General features: G+C 64.8%; 24 protein-coding genes. 10 read left to right on the top strand and 14 right to left on the bottom strand.

Annotation, left to right across the window (positions count from 1 at the left end):
- Positions 1–30: 30 nt before the first annotated feature.
- Entirely contained in the window at positions 31–552 is a 522-nt protein-coding gene (locus QF015_RS14895; RefSeq protein ID WP_429389934.1) for a MarR family winged helix-turn-helix transcriptional regulator, read from the top strand.
- On the opposite strand, the gene QF015_RS14900 is transcribed toward QF015_RS14895, so the two are convergent.
- From QF015_RS14900 to idi, 6 genes are read right to left on the bottom strand one after another with little or no spacing between them, the layout of a single operon-like run.
- The gene (locus QF015_RS14900; protein ID WP_429389936.1) at positions 547–1782 is read right to left on the bottom strand and encodes a prenyltransferase; all 1236 of its coding nucleotides are present in this window, start codon (positions 1780–1782) and stop codon (positions 547–549) included. The genes QF015_RS14895 and QF015_RS14900 overlap by 6 nt on opposite strands.
- Complete coding sequence (locus tag QF015_RS14905) at positions 1779–2129, bottom strand: lycopene cyclase domain-containing protein (protein WP_310203461.1); 351 nt, start codon at positions 2127–2129, stop codon at positions 1779–1781. Before QF015_RS14905 ends, QF015_RS14900 begins: the two co-directional genes overlap by 4 nt.
- Positions 2129–3781 carry a phytoene desaturase family protein gene (gene crtI / locus QF015_RS14910; protein WP_429389938.1) on the bottom strand — a complete coding sequence of 551 codons (1653 nt, stop codon included), beginning with the start codon at positions 3779–3781 and terminating at the stop codon, positions 2129–2131. The genes QF015_RS14905 and crtI overlap by 1 nt, the downstream gene beginning before the upstream one ends.
- Positions 3778–4698, bottom strand: a complete 921-nt coding sequence (locus tag QF015_RS14915) for a phytoene/squalene synthase family protein (RefSeq protein WP_429389940.1) — start codon at positions 4696–4698, stop codon at positions 3778–3780. The genes crtI and QF015_RS14915 overlap by 4 nt, the downstream gene beginning before the upstream one ends.
- Positions 4695–5789, bottom strand: a complete 1095-nt coding sequence (locus QF015_RS14920; protein ID WP_429389942.1) for a polyprenyl synthetase family protein — start codon at positions 5787–5789, stop codon at positions 4695–4697. The genes QF015_RS14915 and QF015_RS14920 overlap by 4 nt, the downstream gene beginning before the upstream one ends.
- Positions 5786–6340 carry an isopentenyl-diphosphate Delta-isomerase gene (idi, locus tag QF015_RS14925; protein WP_310203450.1) on the bottom strand — a complete coding sequence of 185 codons (555 nt, stop codon included), beginning with the start codon at positions 6338–6340 and terminating at the stop codon, positions 5786–5788. The genes QF015_RS14920 and idi overlap by 4 nt, the downstream gene beginning before the upstream one ends.
- Positions 6341–6445: 105 nt before the next feature.
- Here idi and QF015_RS14930 point away from each other — a divergent pair, with 105 nt between their 5' ends.
- Positions 6446–7033 carry a MarR family winged helix-turn-helix transcriptional regulator gene (locus tag QF015_RS14930; protein WP_310203447.1) on the top strand — a complete coding sequence of 196 codons (588 nt, stop codon included), beginning with the start codon at positions 6446–6448 and terminating at the stop codon, positions 7031–7033.
- Between the two features lie 8 nt (positions 7034–7041).
- Here the strand turns inward: QF015_RS14930 and QF015_RS14935 are convergent, their stop codons facing one another.
- Positions 7042–7860 (bottom strand): CPBP family intramembrane glutamic endopeptidase, encoded by an 819-nt coding sequence (locus QF015_RS14935; protein ID WP_310203445.1) that lies wholly within the window; start codon positions 7858–7860, stop codon positions 7042–7044.
- Between the two features lie 172 nt (positions 7861–8032).
- Between QF015_RS14935 and QF015_RS14940 the strand changes: the two genes are divergently transcribed.
- The 3 genes from QF015_RS14940 (at position 8033) to QF015_RS14950 (ending at position 10631) form a co-directional block, all read left to right on the top strand.
- Positions 8033–9136, top strand: a complete 1104-nt coding sequence (locus QF015_RS14940; protein WP_429389945.1) for an EAL domain-containing protein — start codon at positions 8033–8035, stop codon at positions 9134–9136.
- A 122-nt stretch (positions 9137–9258) separates the two neighbouring features.
- A complete protein-coding gene (locus tag QF015_RS14945; RefSeq protein ID WP_310203440.1) occupies positions 9259–9843 on the top strand; it encodes an RNA polymerase sigma factor in 585 nt (194 codons plus the stop codon).
- Complete coding sequence (locus QF015_RS14950; RefSeq protein ID WP_310203439.1) at positions 9840–10631, top strand: peptidase M56 family protein; 792 nt, start codon at positions 9840–9842, stop codon at positions 10629–10631. Before QF015_RS14945 ends, QF015_RS14950 begins: the two co-directional genes overlap by 4 nt.
- 1 nt (position 10632) lies before the next feature.
- Here QF015_RS14950 and QF015_RS14955 read toward each other — a convergent pair whose 3' ends face one another.
- The 5 genes from QF015_RS14955 to QF015_RS14975 all read right to left on the bottom strand — a co-directional run bounded on the left by QF015_RS14955 (position 10633) and on the right by QF015_RS14975 (position 15300).
- Positions 10633–11514, bottom strand: a complete 882-nt coding sequence (locus tag QF015_RS14955) for a GDSL-type esterase/lipase family protein (RefSeq protein WP_429389948.1) — start codon at positions 11512–11514, stop codon at positions 10633–10635.
- Positions 11515–11561: 47 nt separating this feature from the next.
- Positions 11562–12326: a maleylpyruvate isomerase family mycothiol-dependent enzyme gene (locus QF015_RS14960; protein WP_429389950.1), complete on the bottom strand. Its 765-nt coding sequence runs from the start codon at positions 12324–12326 to the stop codon at positions 11562–11564.
- Entirely contained in the window at positions 12326–13150 is an 825-nt protein-coding gene (locus tag QF015_RS14965) for a fumarylacetoacetate hydrolase family protein (protein WP_429389952.1), read from the bottom strand. The genes QF015_RS14960 and QF015_RS14965 overlap by 1 nt, the downstream gene beginning before the upstream one ends.
- A complete protein-coding gene (locus QF015_RS14970) occupies positions 13147–14289 on the bottom strand; it encodes a cupin domain-containing protein (protein WP_429389954.1) in 1143 nt (380 codons plus the stop codon). The genes QF015_RS14965 and QF015_RS14970 overlap by 4 nt, the downstream gene beginning before the upstream one ends.
- Before the next feature lie 189 nt (positions 14290–14478).
- Positions 14479–15300 (bottom strand): IclR family transcriptional regulator, encoded by an 822-nt coding sequence (locus tag QF015_RS14975; RefSeq protein WP_429389956.1) that lies wholly within the window; start codon positions 15298–15300, stop codon positions 14479–14481.
- Between the two features lie 48 nt (positions 15301–15348).
- On the opposite strand from QF015_RS14975, the gene QF015_RS14980 reads away from it, so the two are divergent.
- Together QF015_RS14980 and QF015_RS14985 are read left to right on the top strand one after the other, a co-directional pair.
- Positions 15349–16647, top strand: coding sequence for an MFS transporter (locus QF015_RS14980; protein ID WP_429389958.1), 1299 nt, complete (start codon positions 15349–15351; stop codon positions 16645–16647).
- Positions 16640–17905 (top strand): FAD-dependent oxidoreductase, encoded by a 1266-nt coding sequence (locus QF015_RS14985; RefSeq protein WP_429389960.1) that lies wholly within the window; start codon positions 16640–16642, stop codon positions 17903–17905. The genes QF015_RS14980 and QF015_RS14985 overlap by 8 nt, the downstream gene beginning before the upstream one ends.
- On the opposite strand, the gene QF015_RS14990 is transcribed toward QF015_RS14985, so the two are convergent.
- Complete coding sequence (locus QF015_RS14990; RefSeq protein ID WP_429389962.1) at positions 17892–19121, bottom strand: beta-ketoacyl-[acyl-carrier-protein] synthase family protein; 1230 nt, start codon at positions 19119–19121, stop codon at positions 17892–17894. The genes QF015_RS14985 and QF015_RS14990 overlap by 14 nt on opposite strands.
- Before the next feature lie 64 nt (positions 19122–19185).
- On the opposite strand from QF015_RS14990, the gene QF015_RS14995 reads away from it, so the two are divergent.
- Together QF015_RS14995 and QF015_RS15000 are read left to right on the top strand one after the other, a co-directional pair.
- Entirely contained in the window at positions 19186–19809 is a 624-nt protein-coding gene (locus QF015_RS14995; RefSeq protein ID WP_429389964.1) for a TetR/AcrR family transcriptional regulator C-terminal domain-containing protein, read from the top strand.
- 76 nt (positions 19810–19885) lie between these two features.
- Positions 19886–20836: a cation diffusion facilitator family transporter gene (locus QF015_RS15000; RefSeq protein ID WP_429389966.1), complete on the top strand. Its 951-nt coding sequence runs from the start codon at positions 19886–19888 to the stop codon at positions 20834–20836.
- 11 nt (positions 20837–20847) lie between these two features.
- On the opposite strand, the gene QF015_RS15005 is transcribed toward QF015_RS15000, so the two are convergent.
- Positions 20848–21675, bottom strand: coding sequence for a helix-turn-helix transcriptional regulator (locus QF015_RS15005; protein ID WP_429389967.1), 828 nt, complete (start codon positions 21673–21675; stop codon positions 20848–20850).
- An 85-nt stretch (positions 21676–21760) separates the two neighbouring features.
- Here QF015_RS15005 and ilvD point away from each other — a divergent pair, with 85 nt between their 5' ends.
- Entirely contained in the window at positions 21761–23623 is a 1863-nt protein-coding gene (ilvD, locus tag QF015_RS15010; RefSeq protein WP_429389969.1) for a dihydroxy-acid dehydratase, read from the top strand.
- Positions 23624–23694 lie beyond the last annotated feature (71 nt).

Consider the following 23694-nt stretch of genomic DNA (forward strand, 5'->3'; position numbering starts at 1 on the left):
CAAGCTTTACGTTTATCAAAGGAACATCGGATGGACTCGGAAGGCCATGCAAAGGGCTATTGGTACGGGAAAGACCCGGGGCAGAAGGCCATTGCCATCGATGTCCTGAACGCCTTGCGGGACTATCGCGCCTCCGAGCAAGCCATGCGACGCCGGACCCGCTCATCCATGGGGATGGGCGAGAAGGACCTGCTGGCCCTCCGATATCTGTTCGAAGCCGAGGCCGCCGGGAAAGTGATGAAACCGAAGGACTTGGGCGACAAACTCGGGATAACGTCGGCGTCCATGACCACGTTGATTGACCGGTTGGTGGAGTCCGGCCACATTCGACGCGAACCCCATCCCACGGACCGCCGGGCACTGATCCTGAAGGCAACTCCGGGTTCGGACCAGGAAGTCCGGCACACCCTGGGTGGAATGCACCGCCGGATGCTGGATGCGGCGTCTGCGTTGAACCCGGACGAGTCGCGGATCGTGGTGAACTTCCTCCAGCACATGCGTGAAGCGCTGGACACGATCGATGAAGAACCCGGGGATCCCACCGCGTCATGACGGGAGGCTCCACTGCAGGATAAAGATGAGCGTGACCAGGAATCCTGAGCCGTAGTTGAGCCAGATAAACCGGCGCCACGCCGTATTGGTGCGTGCCGCCGTCGTATCCGTGACGTTCCAGTACGGTGCGCAGTTGACGATGTACGGGACGGCGATGATCGCCGCGAGCGGCCCGGGCCACGGCGTCGCCAGCATGGCGAGCCCGGCCACAAGCCACAGCACGACGGCGAGCCTCACCGTACGGCGGGCACCGAACACTGTTGCGATGGAACCGATGCCGGCCTGACGGTCGGGTTCGATGTCCTGCACGGCGCCGAAGGCGTGCGCGGCCATGCCCCACAGGAAGAACGCTGCGAGCAGGATGACTAGACCGGGCGTCACGCTGGCGCCGGCCAACGCCAGGCCGACGACGGCGGGACTCACGAAGTGCGTACTCGACGTCAGCGAGTCCAGGACAGGGCGCTCTTTGAAGCGGAGTCCGACGACGGAATAGGCCACCACAGCAAAGGCACTCACGGCCAGGCTGAGCCAGGCCGCAGGACCGCCCACAGAGGCGAGGAGCAGCAGGAACGGCACATTGGTGATGGCAGCAAGCCACAGCATGGGCCGGTGCAGCCGTGGCTGCAGGAGTGCACCTTCGATGCCGCCCTTGCGGGGGTTCTTCAGGTCGGACTCGTAGTCGAAGACGTCGTTGATCCCGTACATGGCCAGGTTGTAGGGGATCAGGAAGTAGAAGGTACCGACGATCAGGACCCAGTCGATTTCGCGGGTGGTCAGCAGCATGGCAGCCGCGAACGGGTAAGCGGTGTTGATCCAACTGACGGGCCGGGACGCAAGGAGGGCCTGCGGGACCAACCCCTCGAAGGGGGCCTGGCCCGCCAGGCTGGGTCCGGCGCGGCGAGCGCCGTCGCGTGGGTGTTTGCGCTTGCGCGTCAGCCACATCCATAGCCCGGGAAGCGCGACGACACCCGCCAAGGGGTAGGCAAAGTCTTCAACCGGAGCGAGGCCCACCTTGACGCCAAGGATGTGGGATGCGTCGTAGTGGAAGAGTTCCATCCCGATCATGACGCTGTCGAACACGGCAGTCAGGACGGCCAATGCCGCGAACGCGAGGCCAACGGCCTTCCAGTGCTGTCCCGTCCCGCCGGGAAGGGCGCCGTGGCGGGCGAAGACCACACCGGCGATGACGGCCGCGGCGATGAAGACGAGGGCGAGCCATAAGTACGTCACACGCTCTCCCGTTCCCGTTCGGTTCGCCTGGACGGATTCCGGTCAAGGAGCCTCCGGGCTCCCGTGTAGAGGACCATGGTGCACAGCACCAGGAACAGCAGGAACACGGGTTCCTCGATGGGCAGTTCCGGGGCGATCAGCAGGCCCGTTGCAATGGTCCCTTCGCCCCGCAGGAAAATTCCCAAACCGATTCCGGCCAGGTCCCAGGCGAGGAGGAACAAGACCCCGACGGCGGTCACGATCGCCGCTGCCCGCGCGTCGCGCCAGAAGAACAAACGGAAGCGGTGGTCGAGCAGGAGCATGCAGATGATGCCCAGCAGCAACGACACCAAGTAGAGAACACCCATCAGCCAATCCTGCTGGCTACGGGCCGCGCAGTGACAGGTCCGGCACTGTGGTCGCCACGAATACGCTTCATGACCAACTCGGCACTGATCAGGCACATGGGCACCCCGACTCCAGGGGCGGTGGTGGCACCGGCGTAGTAGAGGCCCCGCACACGCTTTGACGCGTTCTGGGCCCTGAACATGGCACTTTGCCGGAGCGTGTGCGCCGGCCCCAGCATGCCGCCGCGCCAGGAGTTGTAGTCCCTCGCGAAGTCCGCCGGGCCGGTTGTGTGGCGGACCACGATCCTTTGGCGGAGGTCCGGGATGTTGGCCCATTGGGCGATCTGGTCGATCGCGGCGTCGGCGGTCCGCTCTATGAGGGCATCGCCGCTGCCGTCGGGGCCACCGGCTCCGAGCCGCGGGTCGGCCGGCACCGGAACCAGGACAAAAAGGTTCTCGTGGTCGCGGGGTGCCACTGAGGGGTCGGTGGCGCTGGGTTTGCAGACGTAGATGGACGCGGGGTCCGGGATGCTGGTCTCTTCACCGAAGATGGCGGCGAAGTTCGCCTCCCAATCCTTCGTGAAGAACAGGGAGTGGTGGGGAAGTTCCGGCAGCGAACCCTTCACGCCCAGCATCACCAGCACGGCGCCGGGACCGCTGGTGCGGGTCTGCCAGTATTTGCTGTTGTAGCTCCGGTCCCTGACTCCCAGCAGTTGGGTTTCGGTGTGGTGCAGGTCGGCGCCGGAGACCACGAGGTCCGCAACGCTGTAGTGCTCCACGCCGGAGTTATCGCGCCACTTGACCCCGGTGACTTCGCGGCCATCCTTGCCAGACAATGCAGGCGGGAGCTTCACGGCATCGAAGCGGCCCAGCTTCCTGGTCCGGGGAGCCTCGCGGGTGGTGATCTTCAAGGCTTCGGCCCCGGTGTGGATCCTGACGCCGGCGTCCACGGCCAATGCCTCCAGCCGGCCCACGAGTTCCCAGAACCCGCCCATCGGGTACTGCACTCCATCGCCCAGGTCCAGTGCACTCATCAGGTGGTACATGGCGGGAGCGTCGGAAGGGTTGGTGCCGAGGAAGACTGCCGGGTAGCCGAGAACCTGCCGAAGAACAGGGTGCTGGAACCGTTGGGACACGTACTTATCCAGCGGGGTCAGGAGCAGTTCCGCGAGCTTGGGAAGGCTCCGCAGCACCTCCGGATGAAGCAGTCCCTGCACTTTGGTGAAGGGGTTGTAGAGGAAGAACCGTTCAGCCATCTCTGTGGTGTGCCGCGCCGAAGCCAGATAGGAAGTGAGTTTGCCGGCGCTGCCGGGCTCCACCTGTTCGAAGGTCTCCAAGACCCGATCGCTGCCCAAGGGGATGGTCAGGGGGTCCGGCCGAACGCCGTCGTTGTTCGGTTCGCTGAAGATGCGGTACGCAGGATCCAGCGTCCGCAGGTCCAGTTGTTCTGCGGCGCTGGTGCCCAGCAGCTTGAAGAAGTGGTCGAAGACGCCGGGCATCAGGTACCAGGAGGGGCCGGTGTCGAAGCGGAAGCCGTCCCGTTCGAGGCTGCCGGCACGGCCGCCGACGCGGTCGCGCTGTTCCAGGAGTTGGACCTCATGGCCTTCGTGGGCGAGGAGTGCGGCGGTGGCAAGCCCAGCGATGCCACCGCCGATCACTACGGTCCGGGTCATCGGTGCAGCTCCATCCAGGTCGAGGCCACAGCGCGGGCAGCGAGGCCGGCTTTCAGCGCATCCGGAACACGGACCCGGTGGCGGTACAACTCGTCCACTGTCGTCTCTTCGATCCGGTCCGTCAATGCGGCGAACAGGGCCAGCGCGCTGCGGACTGCGGCCCGGGCGTCGCGAGGCAAGAGGGGAATGACGGCGTTGGCGTCGGCCAGTTGGGCGCGGATGGTCCGGACCCACTCCACACGATCGCGGTCCTCCAAATGGTCCGAGGTACCGAGGTAACTGCGGCCCAGCCGGGAGGTATCGTCCGCCAGGTCCCGCAGGAAGTTGATGTTCTGGAAAGCAGCGCCCAGCCTGCCGGCGCCGTACTGCAAAGCCGCGGCGTCGCCGTCATCGATGATTTCATCGCGCATGAAGACGCGCAGGCACATCAGCCCCACCACCTCTGCGGAACCGTGAACGTAGCCCTCGTGGGCGTCGGCATCGAAGCGGAGCGGCGCCGCGGGTTGGGCTGCCGACGTCGCCGGGGTGCGCTCGCCGAGATCAGTTCGCATGGAGGCGAAGAAGGGATCGATCAGGGCCTCGTCGATTCCCGCCGCCCGGGCCGTCTGGGCAAAAGCATGGATGATGAGGTCGCTGCTGTAACCGAGCTTGACGGCGCGGTGGGTCTCATCGATGAAGTGCGCCAGGGCGTCGCACTGTTCCTGGTAGCTGAGGCCGGCCTCGGCTGTCACCCCGTCCACCAGTTCGTCCGCCACCCGCACCAGGGCATAAATGTTGCGGACGTGCTGGCGGTGTCGTGGGCCCAACAGCCTGCACGCGAGGCCGAACGAGGTGGAGTACGCCGCGATGACCTGGTTGGCGGCCCGCTCGGCGGTCCGGGTGAAGTGGGTAAAAGAGGTATCGGTGGTGACGCTCATGCTTGCCGTCCTTCCAGCTGCCCTGCGAGGTCGAGGAGGACATTGCGTGCCCCGTGGGGAATCGTGCTTGTGAGCTGATGATTGAAGGCCTCAAGCTGTTCTTCGATGAGGCCCTGGACGAAGGCTTCGGCTCCGCAATCGGTGAGGTGCCGGCGGACGTGCTCGCCGTCGTCGCCGTCCAGCCCAGGCCTGCCAAAGTAGGGCTGAATGTGAGGCCAGGTGCTGGTGGTCCGTGCGTGGGCGATGATGGCCGTTTCCTTGCCCTCCCGAAGGTCGGAAAAAGGATCCTTGCCGTGGCGGCGAGGATCCCCGAACGTGGACAGGAGGTCGTCCTGGAGTTGGAAAGCGAGCCCCAGATGGCGGCCGGCGGTTGCCAGCGCAGTCTCGACGGCGAAGTCGGCACCGGCCAGCGCGGCGGCGGCACGCAGTGGAAGCTCAAAGGTGTAGGTAGCTGTTTTGTACCCGCACATCACCAGGATGGTCTCGAGGTCCGGGGCAATGATGCCGTCGCCCAGGCCGACGTCCAGTTGTTCACCGGCCACGGTCTCGTTGATGGTGTGTTCCAGGAGGTCAAGGAGGCGCAGGCGCAGTTCATGGGGGAGATCAGCCCGGGCGAATGCCTGGTGGGTTGCGGCGAGGAGCATATCGCCCATGAGGATTCCGCCGGTTTGGGCCCAGTGGAGTCCTCCGTCGGGGCGCGCGGTTGCCCCTGCTTCAGCCAGGAGGGATCCGATGAGGTTGGGATGCCCGCGGCGGACGAGGTCGCCGTCGATCACGTCGTCGTGCAGCAGGAATGCGTAGTGGAGGAGTTCGATGGCAGCGGCGATGCTGATGGCTGTTTCGCGCCGGCCGGGTTCGCGGTTCCCAGCATCGCTGCGCTGCGGGAGGGCATCGTAGGTTTCCATGAGCAGCAGGGGGCGGACGAACTTGCCACCGAGCACGTTCTGGCCCGCCAGGCCCCACAGCCTGGCGAACTGGGGGCCATATGCCGTGGCGGCGCTTGCCCTCTTGCCGATCAGCCCGGTCAGCTCGTTTTCGATGGCGCTGCAGAGATCGGTGCGGCTGCGGACGGCTCCGGAGGTGATGGTCATGCTTTGGCTCCAGCGCCGAGGGGCAACGCCCGTGCTTCGAGGAGTTGGGGGAACTGGAGTCCAAGCCAGGGGCTGAAGGCGGAAGGTGTGTGTGCCAAAGCGTCCGCGAGCAGCGACGGTGAGATCCAGGCCCAGTCGGCCACCTCCGCTGGGTTTGGTTGCAGCGGGCCGCTGATCCTCGCGATAAAGACGGGGCAGACCTCGTTCTCGACGATGCCCGTAGGATCCACTGCCCTGTAGCGGAAGTCAGGCAGGACCAGTTCGATCCTGTTGGCGTCCACTCCAAGTTCGAACTGTGCTCGGCGCATGACCGCGTCCTCGAACTCTTCCCCCGGCGACGGGTGGCCACAGAAGCTGTTGGTCCATACCCCCGGCCAGGTCTTCTTTTCAGGTGATCGACGGGTGAGGAGGACCTCCCCGATGTCATTGAGAAGGTAGCAGGAAAAGGCGAGGTGGAGCGGAGTTTCCAACGTGTGCACCCCCGCTTTTGCGGCCTCCCCGATAGGCGTTCCGGCGTCGTCCAGGAGGACCACCATCTCTGTCGCGTTCATCCTGCGCCTTCCTCCTACACCCGGTGCCCTAGGGAAAACTTGAATATTGCTAGACAAGCTAGAAGAAAGGCTACCATGTAGGAAGTTAGGTGTAACATACTCAACATGTCCAGTCCTGAAGAGATTCCTGAAGAAGCCGGGACCCCGGTTTCTTCCGGCCTCTACCATCTGGACGCCAACGATCCCCATCAGGAGTTGGTGGATCGTTCCGGCCTTTCCGAAGAGGACGTAGAGCAGATCAGCGAGCTCATGGCCGCGCTCGGCCGGCTGCGCGAGGCCGAACAGCGACTGAGCGACGCCTCCCTGCGCTATATGAAGCTCAACCAATCGGATATGCGCGCGCTGCACTACCTGATTCTCTGCGCAAACCATGGCGTGATTGCCACCCCGGGTGCAATAGCCTCCCGCCTCCATATTTCGACGGCGTCAACCACCAAGCTGCTTGACCGGCTGGAACGCGCAGGCCACGTCACGCGAGGCCCCCACCCTTCCGACCGCAGGGCGCTCGCCATCGCCATCACCCCCGAAACACACGAGGCTGCGATGCGGACCGTCGGGCGTCAACAGGCCAAACGGTTCCTGGCTGCAGCCCGGCTGACTCCGGGGGAGCGGGAGACCGTGATGCGCTTCCTGGACGACATGGCGCAGGAGATTGAAGTCTCCGATGAGGCGTGGGCAGCCTCGGGTACCTAGCCCCGGTTTCAGTACAGGAAGATCGGCAGCCAATCCCGGTTGTGCGCGTGTACCAGCGCCAGGAACAGTACGAAGTCGAAAAGCAGGTGCACCGACACCACATAGGTGAACGATTTGGTGAGCTTGAAGGTATACCCCTGCAGCAGTGCGAAGGGGAACGTCAGCAAGGGACCCCAGGACTGGTAGCCGATCTCCCACAGGAATGATGAGAAGACCACGGCCTGCAGGAGGTTGGCCAGCCAGTCCGGGAAGTGCTGCCGCAGCAGCGTGAACGTGGTGCAGATAAAGAACAGTTCGTCCCAGATCCCCACGGCGTTGACACCCACGAAGAGCCGCCAGAAGATCTCGGGATCGGAAGCGTCGGGCCAGTTCTGGTAGACGCCGGTGCTGATCAGGTAGACCGGCAGGATGAAATAGCCCAAAGCCACGACGCCGATCAGGTACAGCTTCGCGGCCAAGGGCCACTTGCGGCCCGTGTTAACGGGAAACCTGATGATGTCCTCGCGGTACACGAAACGGGACACCAGCCACGGCACCAGGACGGCCAACGCCAGGGCGCCACCCATGAGTGCCATGTGCTGTGTGCTGAGGTCGGCGTTCAGGGGGACCAGGCTGAAGATGAACATCCCCGCAGCCACCAATGCGAGGTGCCGCATCAGCCGGTGGTCGATGAAAGCTGCACTGATCACACTCGCCAGCAGCAGGCCGTAGCCCCACAGATCATTTTCCAGTGCAAACAGCGGAATGCCGGATATGGAAAGCAGCGCCGCGGGCAACAGTTTCCAGCTAAGCGCGGTACGGGGTGCTTCCGTCGAAAGGGATGTCACCCCTCAAGCATGTCAGGGCCAGTGGCCTTGCGACACGGTTTTCCGCTGAAGCAGCTCCTGCCGCAACAACGTCGCCACGTTCTTCTGTATTATTCGTGACAGGGCCCACAGATGGGTCGGTCGGGTAGTTGTCTGGCGCAGCCAGCGGGGGACACACATAAAGGAATAGCTGATGGCTCAAGAAGAGGGCTCTCTCACACCGGAGGGCGGTGCGGACTCCGCACGTCCGGATGGCGATCACGGGCCACCGTCCGCCGATACGACCATGCGTGAGCAAGTGAAGGACATCATCGACTCCATCCTTGCGGACTCTGAACCGCGCAGCGAAGGTGCCCGATCCAGGCTCCGCGCGTTGATGGAGACACATCCAAACGATCCAGCGGGTGCCCTCCTGGAGCACCTCCTGGAAACGCGCAAAGAGCCATCATCCGCAGCCCCAGTGCCGGTTCACCTTGACTCCTCCAGCGTGCACCTTGAGTCCGTTGACGCAGCGCGGACCGTATCGATTCCCGTGAGCCACGAAGTGCGGGAAGGCATCCAGGCAATCCTGGCGGACAAGCTCCTGCTGACAGCCTTCCAGCCCGTCCATGCGTTGCCATCCGGTGAAGTGGTGGGCGTTGAAGCGCTGACCAGGTTTGTCGGTGAGGATGGCGCGGGTGCCGATGTCTGGTTCAATGAGGCTGCTGCCGCCGGCCTGGGGACCGAGTTGGAGATCGCCGCCCTCCATTGCGCCTTGACGGCGGCCCACGACGTTCCCGGCACCATGTCTGTGGCGCTCAACCTCACCCCTTCGACGTCCAGGGACCCGAGGGTCCGGAACCTTCTCGCCGCGGCTTCGCTCGCACCGGAGCGGATCATCGTTGAGCTCACCGGCAGCCTGGCGGATGTCGGCGGCCAAACGGGCAGCGACGGACTGGGGCCGTTGCGCGCACTGGGCCTGCGCCTGGCCATCAGCGCCTCCGGTGCGGCCCTGGTCTCGTTGGAACTCGTGGAACAACTCCGCCCGGACATCATCAAACTTGACCGCCACTTGATAGAAGGCATCGAAAGCAGCGAAGGCCAACGGATCCGGGCAAGGGCCATCGTTGAGCTTGCACGGGAGATCGGCGCAGAAGTCATCGCAGTGGGCATCGAAACCGCCGGTGAACTCGAGCAGGTCAGCACACTCAATATCACTGCCGCCCAGGGATACCTCCTGGGCCGGCCGTCGGTCCATCCGCTGGACTGGTCGGCGTGGAGCATCCGCGCGCAGACAGAATCCCAGCCAGCCGGCTGACAGTCTTCACACCAACGACGGCGACCCTCACCTCAACGGTGAGGGTCGCCGTCGTTGGTGACGGCTTTAAAGAAAAGTCCCGCTTCATGAAACCTTTCGTCCGTTCGCGGACAATACAGGGCATGGGGAACATCGAAGCCGACGACGGCGGACTCTGGGCGAGGAGCCTCGACGGCGAGGGAGAGGCTTTCGGGCTGCTGTACGACCGGCACCACGGCAGGGTTTACCGGCATGCGTATCGGCTCTCACCCGAACGGCACGATGCCGAAGACATCATGTCTGCCGCGTTCCTGGAACTGTGGCGGTGCCGGGCGAAGGTGCGGCTGGTGGATGGCTCCATTCTTCCCTGGCTGCTGGTGACCACCACCAACGTAGCCCGGAACAACAGACGGGCCGCCTTTCGCTACCGAAAGCTGCTTGCTTCCCTTCCCCGGACCGAAGACCTTGCCGGCACCAATGATGAGCTTTTCCTGCAGGGCGAATTGGACTCGGACACAGCTCGGGCACTCGCCACGCTCAATGCCGTGGATCAGCAGCTCGTCAGCCTGGTGGTCTTTGAGGATTACACCATCGCCGCGGCGGCCACCGTACTCAACCTCTCTCCGGCAGCTGCCAAGTCACGCATGCACCGAGCCAGGGAACGCATGAAAACAGCGCTCGCGGGGACACCGAAGCTTGCTCCCGCTTTTGAAGGAGACCAGCGATGAACGAGCTCCGTGTCGACCAAAGATTCAGCAGGGCTTTGCGTGCGGAACTGGTGTCGAGGGTGGAACAAGCCACGACCGCGCGGACCCGTAAACGCGCCAGGCTGTGGATCGGCGCCGGTGTGTTTGCCGGCGTGGGACTTCTGGGTGGCGTCGGCGCCACGGCCGCAGGATTGTTCGTGGTGCCCGGGGCGGAAGTGGTTACGCAGCTGTCCACGCCGGTAGCTGACTCGTATCAAGGGACTGCAACGGTGGACCTTGGAGAGCCGCCTGCGGGAACGACCGGCATCCAGATTGACTTCTGGTGTCTGACTGAGGGGCATTTCCAGTATCAGGACGGGTCCAGCATCGCCTGCTCAGCTGACGACGCCGGGACACCCCACGGCTGGAGCGGCTACCTGGCCAAGCTGGCTCCGGGTCAACACAGCGTCACGTACACCACGGCACCGGAGAGCCGCTGGCGGCTGTCGGCACGATACGTGAGCACGCAGTTGACCGAGTGGGCAACTAACGGCGATGGCACCACGTACGGCATGGAGAACGAGAATGGCTCACCCGACATGATCGCCGTCATGGCCACGAACGGGAAACGTGGATACGCCTACACGGCGGATTTGAACGAAGCGAACGGTCACACGGCCGCCTTGAGCTTCAAGAGCCCTGAGGAGGCAGTGGCCTGGCAGGAGAAGCGAAAAGGTCAAACCTTCCACGTGCCGGTCTATGAAGCTGACGGGAAGACGGTCATTGGCGAGTTTGAGATCTCCAACGGGAGCGATCCTTCGGCTCCGTGAGTCAGTCGGTGAGGTTCCGTGGGTCGTTGCCGACGAATGTTCCAGGGGGCATCCCGGCACCGAACACCGGGCCGGGTTCCGGTCGCTTGGGGTGCCGGCCGTCGTCGGCGTTCCGCTGCGTCAGGCGACGCACGACCCACGGGAAGAGATGCTCCCGGGCCCAGACGATGTCTCCGGCCCGGGCCTCGCGCCAGTTGCGCTCCGGCAATGGTTTGGGTGTCAACGGCTCCAGGGAGTGGGGAACGTTAAGGGTATTGAGCACCATGATGGCGATGGTGTGCTGGCCAAGCGGCGAGAAATGGAGTCGGTCCGGATCCCACATTCTGGAGTCTGTCAGCTCGCGCAACGCCCATAGATCGGCCACCACGGCATCATGGCGGGCAGCCACTACCCGAATGTTCTCGTTGTAGATGGCCACCTTGCCGCGGGCCAGGCCCAACACCGGGGTGGCACCCCAGTCCGGACCAGTAAACAGCAGGATGGTGGCGCCGGTGGAGGCCAACGCTGCCACTCCTGCATCGAGCTCCATGGCGAGTTTGTCAGGATCGCTCCTATGGAAGAGCAGGTCGTTGCCGCCGGCGTTGAGGGTGATCAGGTCCGGCTTCAGCTCGATTGCCGGGCCAACCTGCTCCGCCATGATCTCGTGCAGCAAGCGTCCACTGATGGCCAGGTTGGCGTAGGCGAAATCCTCGTGACCGGTGCTCAGTTCTTCCGCAACCCTGTCCGCCCAGCCGCGCAGGCCTCCGGGGCTTCGCGGCTCGGGGTCGCCCAGCCCCTCGGTGAACGAGTCGCCCAACGCCACATAGCGGCTCCACGGATGGAGGCCGGCCCCGAAACTGCCGGAACCACCCTGACCCCATCCATTGGCGCTCTGGGCGTTCATCTCCCCATAGTGCGCTTACTGGACCCGCTGCGCCATGGGTGGCCTGGTTAGATCCACGTGGGTGCTGCGGGCGGTGTGCCATTGCTGGCGGGTCCGGTTGCTGTGACGCCGGTGGTGCCGCGGCCGGTGGCCCATTCGACGACGGCGGGGAGGGGGCCGGTGATGATCGTCGGGTCCGGGGCGCTGGTGTCGCCGAACGTGAGGCCATCGCCGTTGCCGGCAGTGTTGTTGGCCTTGATGAGGAGCCCGGTGTCCGTGCCGCGGGTTTTCCACGCGCCGGTGATGTCTTTGAGCAGTCGTTCGAGGACCGGGGCCGGGATGTCGTTGAAGGTGGCTCCGTTGTCCAGGTCCACGGCGTGGACCCAGACTTCGCGGGTACGCATCCACACGGTTTCCGAGGCCGGGACAGTGCGGCCTTGGGCGGTGCGGACCTCGTTGGCCCAGTTCGCATCGGGCAGGTCGCGCCATTCGACGGACAGGTGCACGGCGGAGTGGTCGAACAGGTTCCGCAACGCAATCGGGGACAGGGTCGCGCCGAAGTTGATCTCATCGTTCCGCGCCTCGGTGGAGGGGTACATGGGTGTCTCCACCCCGGTGGCAGCCCATTCGACCAGCCGGGCGATCGCGCGGGCGTTGTATCCGACGTGCGCGATGACGTGGCGGCGGGTCCAGTCCGGGAGGAGGGTGCCGCCGTCGAGCTGGGCGTCGGTGAGTTCGTTGAGTTTGCGGGCGAAGAACGCGGTGCCCCGCCGGGCCTGCAGGAGGTCTTCCTGCAGGCCCGGATCGGTGGCGAGGTCGTGGCGGGCGACCATCAGGCTTCCTTGACCACGCGGTTGTTCAACTGGCCCAGGCCCTCGATGGTGGTGACCAGGAGCTGGCCTTCCTGCAGGTACCTTTTGGGGTCCTGGGCGTGGCCCACACCTCCGGGGGTGCCGGTCGCGATCACGTCCCCGGGGTTCAGGGTGATGATGGTGGAGATGTAGGAGACCAGGAACTCGGGGGTGAAGACGAGGTCGCCGGTGGGGGTGGACTGCTGGACTTCCCCGTCCACGGCCGAGGTCATGAGCGGGCCGGCGGTGAACTCGTCGCGGGTGACCAGGGCCGGGCCGAACGGGGTGGAGTTCTCCCACGTCTTGCCCTGGAGCCACTGGATGGTGCGGAATTGGTAGTCCCGCATGCTGATGTCGTTCAGGACCGCGTACCCGGCGATGTGCTCGGCGGCGTGGGCTTCGGGGATGCGGCGGCCGGTCTTGCCGATGATCACGGCGAGTTCGGCTTCCCAGTCCACGGTGTCCGATTCCTGCGGCAACGCCAGGTCATCGTTCGGGCCGATCAGCGACTCCTGGTACTTCGCGAACAAGGTGGGGTACTCAGGAATCTCCCGGCCCATTTCCTTGATGTGGTTGCGGTAATTGTGGCCCACGCAGATGATCTTCCCCGGTGCCGGCACGACGGCGGCCAGGTCCGCGCCGTCGAGCGCGTGCGTGGCGCCGTTGGCCGCCTTGGCTTTTTCTTCCCAGGCGGGGTCGGCCAGCAGCGCGCCGACGTCGGCGAACCCGGGGATCTCAGTCAGGGTCTCGCCGTCCTGGCGGACGGCTTTCGTTCCAGCGGGAGTGCGGAGGGTCAGGAGTCTCATGCGTTCTTGCGTCCTTCGGTGTAGCTGCGGTTGAAGTTCAGTCGTTCAAAGATGGGGGCGTCACTGAAACGGAACAGATCGAACCCTGGCTGGTCGTTGTCCGCGGTCAGGGACCATTCCTGCCAGGACGGGACCACGAACAGGTCACCCTTGGCCAGGGCCTTGGTTTCACCGTTCAACACGACGGTGCCGGTGCCTTCGAAGACCTGCCAGACACTGGAACCGACCTCGCGGAGCGGCTCGGTGGTGGCTCCGGTGCGGAGGCGGTGGAACTCGGCCCGGATAGTGGGCATGACGTCCCCGCCGGTGGTCGGGTTCGAGTACCGGATGGCGGCGTGGCCCTGGGACACGGTGGCCGGGTGGCCCTCGTCCTCCAGCAACAACTGTTCGCGCAGGGCAGCGTCGGTGTGTTCCCAGCGGTACGCGGCGATGGGCGAGTTGGTGGTGTCATCGAGACCGGACAGGGGCCGCAGGCCGGGGTGGGCCCAGAGCCGTTCGGAACGGGAAATGTCCGGGGTCGCTTCATCGGTGACACGTTCGGTGCCGAACTCGAAGAACCCGGCATCGGCATAATGCACGAACGGGATGTCGAGCCCGTCGATCCAGGCCATGGGCTGGTCGGTGTCGTTGTGGTGGCCGTGGAAATTCCAGCCCGGGGTCAACAGGAAATCACCGCGACGCATCGCCACCGGATCCCCGTTCACCACCGTCCACACACCCTCACCCTCCACCACGAAACGGAACGCGTTCTGCGAATGCCGGTGCTCCGGGGCGACCTCGTGCGGGCCCAGGTACTGGATCGCTGCCCACAACGTCGGGGTCGCGTACGGGGTGCCGGCCAGGCCCGGGTTCGCCAAGGCAATGGCACGGCGCTCCCCACCGCGGCCCACCGGAACCAGATCCCCTGCACGGGCGGCCAACGGGTACAAGTCATTCCACCGCCACACATGCGCCACGGCCTTCGGCGTGGGAACCATCGGCATCAAATCACCGATCTCCGTCCACAACGGCACCATGTTCCCCGCAGCGAAATCCTTGTACAACTGCTCCAACTGGGCAGCCTCTTCCGGAGTGGGCTCCGGCAGGGCGTGGCTGGCGGCCACGGTTTCGTGGCTCGTGTTCTCGGCGCTGATGGACACGTAGGCCTCCTCGATAGGTCCGAACAGTTCTTGGCGTAGTTCGACCCTACGGACGGTGGTACCGGGTGCCCGAGAAAATTCTGCTGTACAGAACTAGTTCTTGCGTTGTGAGGCCTACTCTGCACCCTTCGCCGGGTTCTTTTCGCGCAGAGCGGGCCTCGCAACGTGGGGTGGAGGCCGTGGCTCCGCTTAGTTCTCGTCCGCAGGGTTGGCGGCGATGTCGATTTCGAGTTGCCGGCATGTCTCCCGCAGCGCGGTGACCAAACCGGCGTCGAACACTTTGCGGAACCGGGTGGCAGGCGTGGCGACGCTCAATGCGCCTACTACTTGGCCGTGCCGGTTGTGGAGGGCCATGCCGAGCGCGCTCACGCCTTCTTCCGTTCCCTCGAAATTAGCGGCGAAACCGTTGCTGCGGATCGTCTCGAGTTCCCGGATAAAGGCAGGATAGCTGTCGTCCGGAATGGTGTCGCCGCCAATTCCGGCGTTCTGGCTGCGGAACAGTTGGTCAATCATGGGCGGCTCCAGTTCGGCCAGCATGACTTTGCCGCCGGAGGTTTTGTCTGCCGGCATGACCGTGCCTTGGCGGTCACCAATGCGCAGGACGTTGCTGCCCTCAACCGTTGCGAGGAAGCGGACCTTGGTGCCTACCCGAACCATCAGGTTGACCGTTTCGTCGAGCCGTGCCGAGAGGAGCTCCATGTGCGGCAGCGCCAGGTCCCGCAAAGGCCTGGTCCAGCCCAGCCCAGCTGGGCCCACACCCATCGCCGGCCCCGGGACGTACCGCCGGTTCTCATCCTGGACCGCGAACCCGCGGTAAACCAGCATGGCAAGCAGCCGGTGGGCGGTGGACGGGGCAACGCCCAACTCGGCCGCAGCGTCCTTGAGCCTGAGGGCGCCACCATCGCGGAGCAGCTGGAGGAGCTGCAAGGCGTTGTCCACTGCCTCGATGGAATAGGTAGGCCTTTTCTGTAAAGGCTTCCGTGTGGAGGATCTGGGTGGATTATTCTGCACAACAGAATTGTATGGTGCAGATTCTGCGGGCGGCAGGACAGTGGTGGGATGAATCACACACTTCCCGCTGCAGCGTCGCATGGGCCAACCTCCGGAGCCGACACCGGTGACGCTCCCGGCGCAGCGCCACGCTTTTCCAAAGGCTCAGCGCTGGCCGTCCTTGTTTGCTGGCTGCTGGTGGTCTTCGACGGCTACGACCTCATTGTTTACGGCACAGTCCAGTCTTCCCTCATCTCCGAAACAGGGTGGGGCCTCACCAAGGCGACCGCCGGGACCATCGGTTCCATGGCATTCCTCGGCATGATGATCGGCGCCATCTTCGCCGGAAGAATGGCCGACTCGTGGGGCAGGCGAAAAACCATCATTGGTTGTGCGATCGTCTTCTCGGTCTTCACCATCCTGTGTGCCCTCGCGCCCAACGCGGCCGTTTTCGGCATTCTTCGCCTCCTCGCCGGCATAGGACTAGGCGGGCTTGTCCCCTCAGCCAACGCGCTGGTCGCCGAGCTGGTACCGGCCAAATGGCGTTCCACCATCGCCACGCTCATGATGTCCGGGGTGCCGATCGGTGGCTCCATCGCAGCACTGGTGGGGATCCCCTTGATTCCCGCTTTTGGCTGGCAAGCCATGTTCCTCGTGGCAGCACTGGCCTTGGTGATCGTGGTGCCGCTGGGGCTCAAGTTCATCCCGGAGACACTGGCACCGGGCAACGGGGCAAGCACTGACGTCAGCAAGAAGTCAGGGTTCGGTTCCCTGCTCCGTGCGCCTTACCTCGGTGTCAGCGTGCTCTTCGCCTTGGCCACCATCGCAACCCTGTTCGCCTGGTACGGCCTGGGCACGTGGCTGCCCAACCTGATGCAGTTGGCCGGATACAACCTCGGATCGGCCCTGACCTTCGCCTTGGCCCTGAACCTGGGCGCCGTGGCCGGCTCGGTCCTCACCGCCTGGGCGGGCACCCGTTTCGGTCCGATTCCGACGGCGATAGCGGCCGCCGCCGTCGCCGCCGTCGGCCTTGCGGTCCTCTTGGCCGGACCGCCGGTAAGTGTTGTCTACCTGGCACTGGTGCTGGCCGGCGTCGGGACCCACGGCACGCAGTGCCTCATCATCGCCGCCGTCGCGAGCCATTACCCAGACCATCTGCGCGGAACCGCGCTGGGCTGGGCGCTCGGCACGGGCCGGATCGGCGCTGTCGTAGCACCCCAGGTCGGCGGTCTGCTGCTGGCGGCCGGGCTGGGCGTCAACTCCAACTTCCTCGCGTTCGCCGGTGCCGCCGCCATCGCAGCGGTCCTGCTGGCCGCCGTCGGACTCAAAATCACCTCCACCACCCCGCAAGGAGCAAGCAATGTCTGAGTACACCACGTCCACCGATGTCCTGGTGGTGGGAGGGGGAATGGCTGGCCTGGCTGGAGCCCTGGCCCTCCGTGAAAACGGTGCGAACGTCACGCTGGTAGAGCGGGCGCCAGAGTTCGGCGAGGTGGGTGCCGGACTGCAGATGGCCCCGAACGCGTCGCGCGTCCTGAAACGCTGGGGCCTGCTGGAAAAGGCGTTGGAGATCGGCGTCCGGCCCAAGCACCTGGTCTTCCGCGATGCCATCACCGGGGAGGAGCTCACGCGCCAATCGCTCGGCGGCGAGTTCGAAGAACGCTACGGAGCCCCGTACGTGGTGATCCATCGCAGCGACCTCCACCGCGTGCTGCTCGAAGGATGTGAAGCTGCCGGCGTGAAGCTGGTCAACGATGTCACGGTAAGCAGCATGGAAACTTTGAACGGCCGTGGCATAGTGCACACTGCCGCCGGTGAGGACTATGAAGCGGATGTGGTGATTGGCGCCGACGGACTGAAGTCGACGCTCCGCCCCTTGGTGGCGACGGACGAGCCTGTGTCCTCCGCGTATGTTGCCTACCGCGGTACGGTGCCCATCACCTCCGAAACTCCGGCGGGCGACCTCGACGATGTTGTGGTCTACCTCGGCCCGGACTGCCACCTGGTGCAGTACCCGCTCCGGAAAGGCGAACTGCTGAACACTGTCGCGGTCTTCAAATCCCCCTCCTTCGAGCGGGGAGAGGAACAGTACGGGGGAGTGGACGAGCTCCAGGCCGCCTACAAGGACTGCGTCCCCGCCGTCCAGGCCGCCCTCGAGAACCTCGGCACCAGCATCCGTTGGCCCATGTACGACCGCGATCCGATCACCAATTGGGTGGCGGGCCGCATGGTTCTGATGGGCGACGCCGCCCACCCCATGCTGCAGTATTTGGCCCAGGGGGCGTGCCAGGCACTCGAAGATGCCGCCGTGCTGCAGGATGTCACCGCCGGCACCGTCTTCACCACCGACGGCGCCAATGCTGACGCGTGGGACGACGCCATCGCGGAATTCAACAAGGTCCGGGCCGCCCGCACTGCCCGCGTCCAGCGGACGGCCCGCGTATGGGGTGAGTCCTGGCATGTTTCCGGGCTGGCGCGGACGCTTCGAAACCTGCTGTTCAAGAGCCGCAAGGACAACGACTTCCAATACAACGACTGGCTGTACGGCCAAAGTGGCGAGGGCTCACCCGCTGTCGGCGCGCCCAAGCTGGCCGCCCAACTCCCCGCCCGGCTCAGCTCCTACTGAAGATCAGGCTGACATTCTGGCCGCCAAACCCAAAGGAGTTGGACAGTGCCGCGGGAGGTGTTCCGCGGCGTTGTTCTGTGACAAGGTCCAGCCCGATCCCGGAGTCCACGTTCCCGGGGTGAAGGTTACGCGTGGGAGGGATGACTTCCTGCCCAACGCTCCGGATCGCGATGATGGCTTCGACGGCGCCGGCGGCCCCGAAGAGATGTCCCAGGGAGGCCTTGGGTGCCGTCACGGGGATGGTGTCGCCGAAGATGGCCTTGATGGCTTTCGCCTCCGCCAGATCCCCCAAGGACGTCCCAGTGGCGTGGGCGTTGACGTGGCCTACCTCTGCTGCGCTCATGCCAGCGTCGGTGAGGGCCTTGGTGATGGCGGTAATCTGGCCCTCGCCGTCCTCCGCCGGTGCCGTCATGTGGAAGGCGTCGGAGGCAATGCCGACCCCGCGCAGGACCGCATGGACGGTGGCGCCGCGGGCCATGGCATAGTCGGCGCTTTCCAGCACCACAATGCCTGCGCCCTCGCCCAGCACGAAGCCGTCACGGTCGGAGGCAAAGGGGCGTGATGCGGAGGCGGGGTCTGCTGTAAGTGTTGAGAGAGCCCTCGTTTGCAGGAAGGCGGCGACGGTGAAGGGCGTTATCGCGGCTTCGGCACCGCCGGCAATCACCACATCAGCTTCGCCGGAGCGGATCAGCCTGGCGGCCAGGGCGATTGCCTCGGCACCCGAGGAGCACGCCGAGACCGGCGTGTAGGAACCCGCTTTGGCGCCATAGCGGATGCTCACTGCAGCGGCGGGTCCGTTGGGCATCAGCATCGGTACGGCTCGGGGGGATACGCGGCGCTGGCCGCGGTTCTCCAGGGTGTCGTCCTCCCTGAGCAGGGTGCCGATCCCGCCAACACCTGTTCCTACCGCCACGGCCAGACGGGTTCCGTCAACCTCGGGCGCCCCGGCATCGGTCCAGGCCTCAGCGGCAGCAACCAGGGCGGCTTGCTGAACCCGGTCCAGCCTTTTCGCTTCGACGACGTCAAGTCCGGTGGCGGGGTCGACGGCCATGGGTGCGGCGATGGTCACGGGAAGTCCGCTGTCCTGCAGCATGTCAGGCCCGACGTCACGCACTCCTGAACTGCCCGCAAGGAGGGCCGCCCACGTGGTCTCGACGGTGCCTCCCAAAGGCGTGGTCGCGCCGATGCCTGTTACTGCAATATCTCGTGCCCTCATGGCGACTCCCTTTCTTGTATGACATACAAGATATCCAGATAGTTGTATGAAGTACAATTTTTTAATGACCGCAGAACGCAAAGGTAGACGTCAGCCGGGAGGTCCATCCCAAGCCCGTGGCCATTCGACCCGGGGGAGAATTCTGGACAGCGCGGTCAAGCTATACCTCGCCAACCCCTCCTCTGACGTCAGTGTGGCGGCGATTGCCACCGAGGCAGGGGTATTTCCCAACCAGGTGACCTACTACTTCGGTTCCAAGGACTCGCTGTTCATCCACGCAGCTTTCCTGGCCTTGCTGCACGATGCGGAGCGCGTGGAGGCGATCGGCCATAGCGCAGGAAGTCCCGAATCGTTCCGTAGGAACATGGCCCGCACTGCGCTCATGCTCCCGTCCATGCCGCTGGTGGTTCGGGCCTTGGCGGTGGGAACATCACGCCCAGCCCTTGCCGCGGTAGTGGACCAGCACCTGGATCTGCTGTTCCGCCAGTCCGGGCGCTACCTCGCCCGCCTCCTGGCGCAACGGGACTGGGAAGTAGAACGGCCCCTGCCGGTGGAAACCAGGACGTTCTGGAGCGCAGCCTTCGGAGCCACCCTCCTGTCGCAGGCCGGCGTCACAGGTTCCGGCAGCGACGTGGACCTGGCGGGTACTTTGACAGTTCGTGCGGGGAGCGCCGGGGCGGGGCGCTAGGAAGCTGGTGGAGCGCGCGTCAGGAAAAGCGCCGACGCCGGACATCTTTCCTCCGGTGGTTGGGTACGGTTTCCCTATGGCAGCATCCCGGAAGAGAACAGGCTCCAGCTCCACCCTGCTGACAGTCGTCATTGCCTTCACGGCCAACGCCTTGGTGGCAGCGGCGAAGTCGGTGGCCGCGGCCCTCACGGGATCGGCCTCCATGACGGCCGAGGCTGCGCACTCCTGGGCGGACACAGGCAACCAGGTGTTCCTCTTCATGGCAGAACGCCGTTCGCAGCGGCCCCGGGACAAAAACCATCCCATGGGGTATGGCCGTGAAGCCTATGTATGGTCGATGTTTGCCGCGTTTGGACTCTTCACTGCCGGGGCGGTGGTGTCCATCATGCATGGCATCCAGGAGATCATCGATCCGCAGCCCGCATCGGACTTCGCCGTCGCCTATGTGGTGTTGGCGGTGGCCTTTGTCCTCGAAGGAATCTCCTTCGTCCAAGCTTTCCGGCAGACCCGCAAGGCAGCCCGGGAGTTGGAACGGCACACCTTGGAGCAGGTTCTGCTCAGCTCCGATCCCACCTTGCGCGCAGTTTTTGCGGAGGATGCTGCTGCGCTGGTGGGCTTGGTGGTGGCCTTTGTGGGCGTGTTCCTTCACCAGGTCACGGGATCACCCCTGCCGGACGCCATTGGATCGATCGTTGTGGGTGTCCTGCTGGCCGTCGTCGCCGTAGTCCTGATTGATCGCAACCGCCGCTTCCTGGTTGGCCAGGGTGTCACCCCCGACATTGAACGCTCCATGGCGCGGAGGCTCCTGGAGCATCGGGATATCGCCCGGCTCACCTACCTCCACCTGGAATACGTAGGTCCCCGCAGGCTGTACGTCGTAGCGGCGGTGGACCTGCAGGGCGACCACCCCGAACATGAAGTTGCCGTGGTGCTGCGCAGGATCGAGAGCGAACTCGAAGACCATGACACCGTGGAAGAAGCCGTGCTCACGCTGGCCACCGCTGACGAAACAGCGTTGTCGCCCTAACGGGAACGCTCCTAGATCCCCATCAGCCGCTGCATCTGCTCACCGGCGTCGCTCCCGGGCGCCGGCGTGTAGACCACGATGTGCAGGTCCGGTCTATCCGAAGGCGAGACCTGGTGGTGTTCCATGTGCAGGACACCAACTGCGGGGTGATGGAACTGGCGCTCGCGGGATTCGAAGCCCAGGATGTCGTACCGGTCCCAGCTTTCCTGGAATTCCGGACTGGATTCCCTCAGCCGTTCCACTTGGTACTCCACATCGGGGTCACCCAGGCGCTGCCCGGTCTCCGCCCTGAACTCAGCCAGGAACCGTTTGCTGGTGACGTCCCAGTCAGGGAGGAGGTCGCGGACATAGGGATCGGTGAAGACCAGCCACAAAAGGTTCCTGTCGGCGGCGTCGAAAGTTCCGATGTTTGGGTACAGCGCCTCATAGGCGCGGTTCCACCCGGCCACGCCCCAGTCCGGTGACAGGGCGTAGGAGGGGTTGGGATCCAGCGCATCCAGCAGGCGCTGGACGTGGGCGGGAGCGTCGGTCGCAGCCGGGCGGCCGGGCATCGCTGACGAGTAGCCGCCCAACGACAACACATACCCCAGCCCTGTGTCTGACAGGTGCAGGGCGCGCGCTATGGATTCGAGCACTTGGCGGGACGGGCTGATGTCCCGGCCCTGCTCCAGCCAGGTGTACCAGGTAACGCTGACCCCGGAGAGGAAGGCGATCTCCTCCCGGCGGAGCCCGCGCTCGCGGGACCGGCCTACCGGTGGCAGCCCGTAGTCCGAACGCAGGGCTTGGGTGCGACGGGTCCTGAGGAAGAGTCCCAGTTCCTTGCGTCTCTCATCTTTCACGGCTCCAACACTATTACTCTGGTACTTTCACTACTAGTAGCAGCGCTGTCTTCCACCCGACGTAGAACAACAGCAGGATGGTTTCATGCCTGCACTTCGCTCTAAAACAGTCACCCACGGCCGCAACATGGCCGGCGCCCGCGCATTGCTGCGCGCCTCGGGCGTCGCCAACGAGGACATCGGCAAGCCGATCATCGCCGTGGCCAACTCCTTCACCGAATTCGTCCCCGGCCACACCCACCTCGCTCCGGTAGGCCGGATCGTCTCCGACGCCATCCTCGCCGCCGGCGCAGTGCCGCGTGAATTCAACACCATCGCAGTGGACGACGGCATCGCCATGGGCCACTCCGGCATGCTCTATTCCTTGCCGTCCCGCGACCTGATCGCCGACTCCGTTGAGTACATGGTCAACGCACACTGCGCTGACGCCCTGGTCTGCATCTCCAACTGCGACAAGATCACCCCGGGCATGCTGATGGCTGCCCTGCGCCTGAACATCCCCGTGGTGTTCGTCTCCGGCGGGCCCATGGAGGCCGGCCGGGTCACCCTGACGGACGGCTCCGTGCGCTCCTTGGACCTGGTGAACGCGATAGCCGACGCTGTGGACGAATCCATCTCCGATGAAGACATCAACCTCATCGAAGAGAACGCCTGCCCCACCTGCGGTTCCTGCTCGGGCATGTTCACTGCCAACTCCATGAACTGCCTTGCCGAGGCCATCGGGCTGGCCCTGCCGGGCAACGGTTCCGTGCTCGCCACCCACACTGCCCGCAAGGCTCTGTACGAGAAGGCCGGCGCCACCATCGTCGACCTCGTGAAGCGCTATTACGACGGCGACGACGATTCCGTGCTGCCGCGCTCCATCGCCACTGCCGAGGCTTTTGACAACGCCATGGCCCTGGACATTTCCATGGGCGGCTCCACCAACACCATCCTGCACCTGCTGGCTGCGGCGCAGGAGGCGGGCGTTGAGTATGGCCTGGCGGAGATGGATGCCAAGTCCCGCCAGGTGCCCTGCCTGGCAAAGGTGGCCCCGAACGTTGCCGGGGACAAGACCTACTACATGGAGGACGTGCACCGCGCCGGCGGTATCCCCGCACTCCTGGGTGAGCTGAACCGCGGCGGACTCCTGCACAAGAACGTCCACTCGGTGCATTCCAATGACCTGGAGGGTTGGCTGGACGACTGGGACATCCGCGGTGGCAAGGCCACGGAGGAAGCGCAGGCCCTCTGGCACGCTGCCCCCGGTGGCGTTCGCTCCTCCACGGCCTTCTCGCAGTCGAACCAGTGGACCTCCCTGGACACGGACGCTGCGGGCGGCTGCATCCGTTCCGTGGAGCACGCCTTCTCCAAGGACGGCGGCCTGGCTGTACTGCGCGGCAATGTCGCAGTTGACGGTGCTGTGGTGAAGACCGCAGGCGTGGACGAATCCATCTGGATCTTCGAAGGCCCGGCCGTTGTGTGCGAGTCCCAGGACGAAGCCGTGGAAAAGATCCTGAACAAGACCATCAAGGAAGGCGACGTGGTGGTCATCCGCTACGAAGGCCCCAGGGGTGGCCCGGGCATGCAGGAAATGCTCTACCCGACGTCGTTCCTCAAGGGCCGCGGCCTGGGCAAGAAGTGCGCCCTCATCACTGATGGCCGCTTCTCCGGCGGTACTTCGGGCCTGTCGATCGGGCACATCTCCCCGGAGGCTGCTTCGGGCGGTGCCATCGCCCTGGTGGAGAACGGCGACATCATCAGCATCGACATCACCCAGCGCTCCCTCCAGTTGCAGGTCTCCGACGAAATCCTCGCCGAACGCCGCGAAAAACTGGAAGCCAACGGCGGGTACAAGCCGAAGGACCGCGAGCGCCACGTGTCTCCCGCGCTGCGCGCTTATGCCGCCATGGCACTGTCCGCGGACAAGGGCGCCGTTCGCGACGTCTCGCTGGTGGAGAACCTCTAGCATGTAGACGCCGCGGCTACGCGGCTACGCATTAACGCAAGCGCATTAACGCAAGCGCATTAACGCAAGCG

This window comes from Paenarthrobacter sp. TE4293, from assembly GCF_050435325.1.
In the GTDB taxonomy this organism is placed as follows: Bacteria; Actinomycetota; Actinomycetes; order Actinomycetales; family Micrococcaceae; genus Arthrobacter; species Arthrobacter nitroguajacolicus_C.

Excerpts from the sequence above, each read along its gene's own strand:
- QF015_RS14990 (WP_429389962.1), bottom strand. The coding sequence starts at position 19,121 with ATGAGGGCACGAGATATTGCAGTAACAGGCATCGGCGCGACCACGCCT.
- QF015_RS14995 (WP_429389964.1), top strand. The coding sequence starts at position 19,186 with ATGACCGCAGAACGCAAAGGTAGACGTCAGCCGGGAGGTCCATCCCAA.
- QF015_RS14960 (WP_429389950.1), bottom strand. The coding sequence starts at position 12,326 with ATGGTCGCCCGCCACGACCTCGCCACCGATCCGGGCCTGCAGGAAGAC.
- QF015_RS14945 (WP_310203440.1), top strand. The coding sequence starts at position 9,259 with ATGGGGAACATCGAAGCCGACGACGGCGGACTCTGGGCGAGGAGCCTC.
- QF015_RS14980 (WP_429389958.1), top strand. The coding sequence starts at position 15,349 with ATGAATCACACACTTCCCGCTGCAGCGTCGCATGGGCCAACCTCCGGA.
- QF015_RS14930 (WP_310203447.1), top strand. The coding sequence starts at position 6,446 with ATGTCCAGTCCTGAAGAGATTCCTGAAGAAGCCGGGACCCCGGTTTCT.
- QF015_RS14950 (WP_310203439.1), top strand. The coding sequence starts at position 9,840 with ATGAACGAGCTCCGTGTCGACCAAAGATTCAGCAGGGCTTTGCGTGCG.
- idi (WP_310203450.1), bottom strand. The coding sequence starts at position 6,340 with ATGAACGCGACAGAGATGGTGGTCCTCCTGGACGACGCCGGAACGCCT.
- QF015_RS15000 (WP_429389966.1), top strand. The coding sequence starts at position 19,886 with ATGGCAGCATCCCGGAAGAGAACAGGCTCCAGCTCCACCCTGCTGACA.
- QF015_RS14985 (WP_429389960.1), top strand. The coding sequence starts at position 16,640 with ATGTCTGAGTACACCACGTCCACCGATGTCCTGGTGGTGGGAGGGGGA.
- ilvD (WP_429389969.1), top strand. The coding sequence starts at position 21,761 with ATGCCTGCACTTCGCTCTAAAACAGTCACCCACGGCCGCAACATGGCC.
- crtI (WP_429389938.1), bottom strand. The coding sequence starts at position 3,781 with ATGACCCGGACCGTAGTGATCGGCGGTGGCATCGCTGGGCTTGCCACC.
- QF015_RS14940 (WP_429389945.1), top strand. The coding sequence starts at position 8,033 with ATGGCTCAAGAAGAGGGCTCTCTCACACCGGAGGGCGGTGCGGACTCC.
- QF015_RS14965 (WP_429389952.1), bottom strand. The coding sequence starts at position 13,150 with ATGAGACTCCTGACCCTCCGCACTCCCGCTGGAACGAAAGCCGTCCGC.
- QF015_RS14895 (WP_429389934.1), top strand. The coding sequence starts at position 31 with ATGGACTCGGAAGGCCATGCAAAGGGCTATTGGTACGGGAAAGACCCG.
- QF015_RS14905 (WP_310203461.1), bottom strand. The coding sequence starts at position 2,129 with ATGGGTGTTCTCTACTTGGTGTCGTTGCTGCTGGGCATCATCTGCATG.
- QF015_RS14920 (WP_429389942.1), bottom strand. The coding sequence starts at position 5,789 with ATGACCATCACCTCCGGAGCCGTCCGCAGCCGCACCGATCTCTGCAGC.
- QF015_RS14915 (WP_429389940.1), bottom strand. The coding sequence starts at position 4,698 with ATGAGCGTCACCACCGATACCTCTTTTACCCACTTCACCCGGACCGCC.
- QF015_RS14955 (WP_429389948.1), bottom strand. The coding sequence starts at position 11,514 with ATGAACGCCCAGAGCGCCAATGGATGGGGTCAGGGTGGTTCCGGCAGT.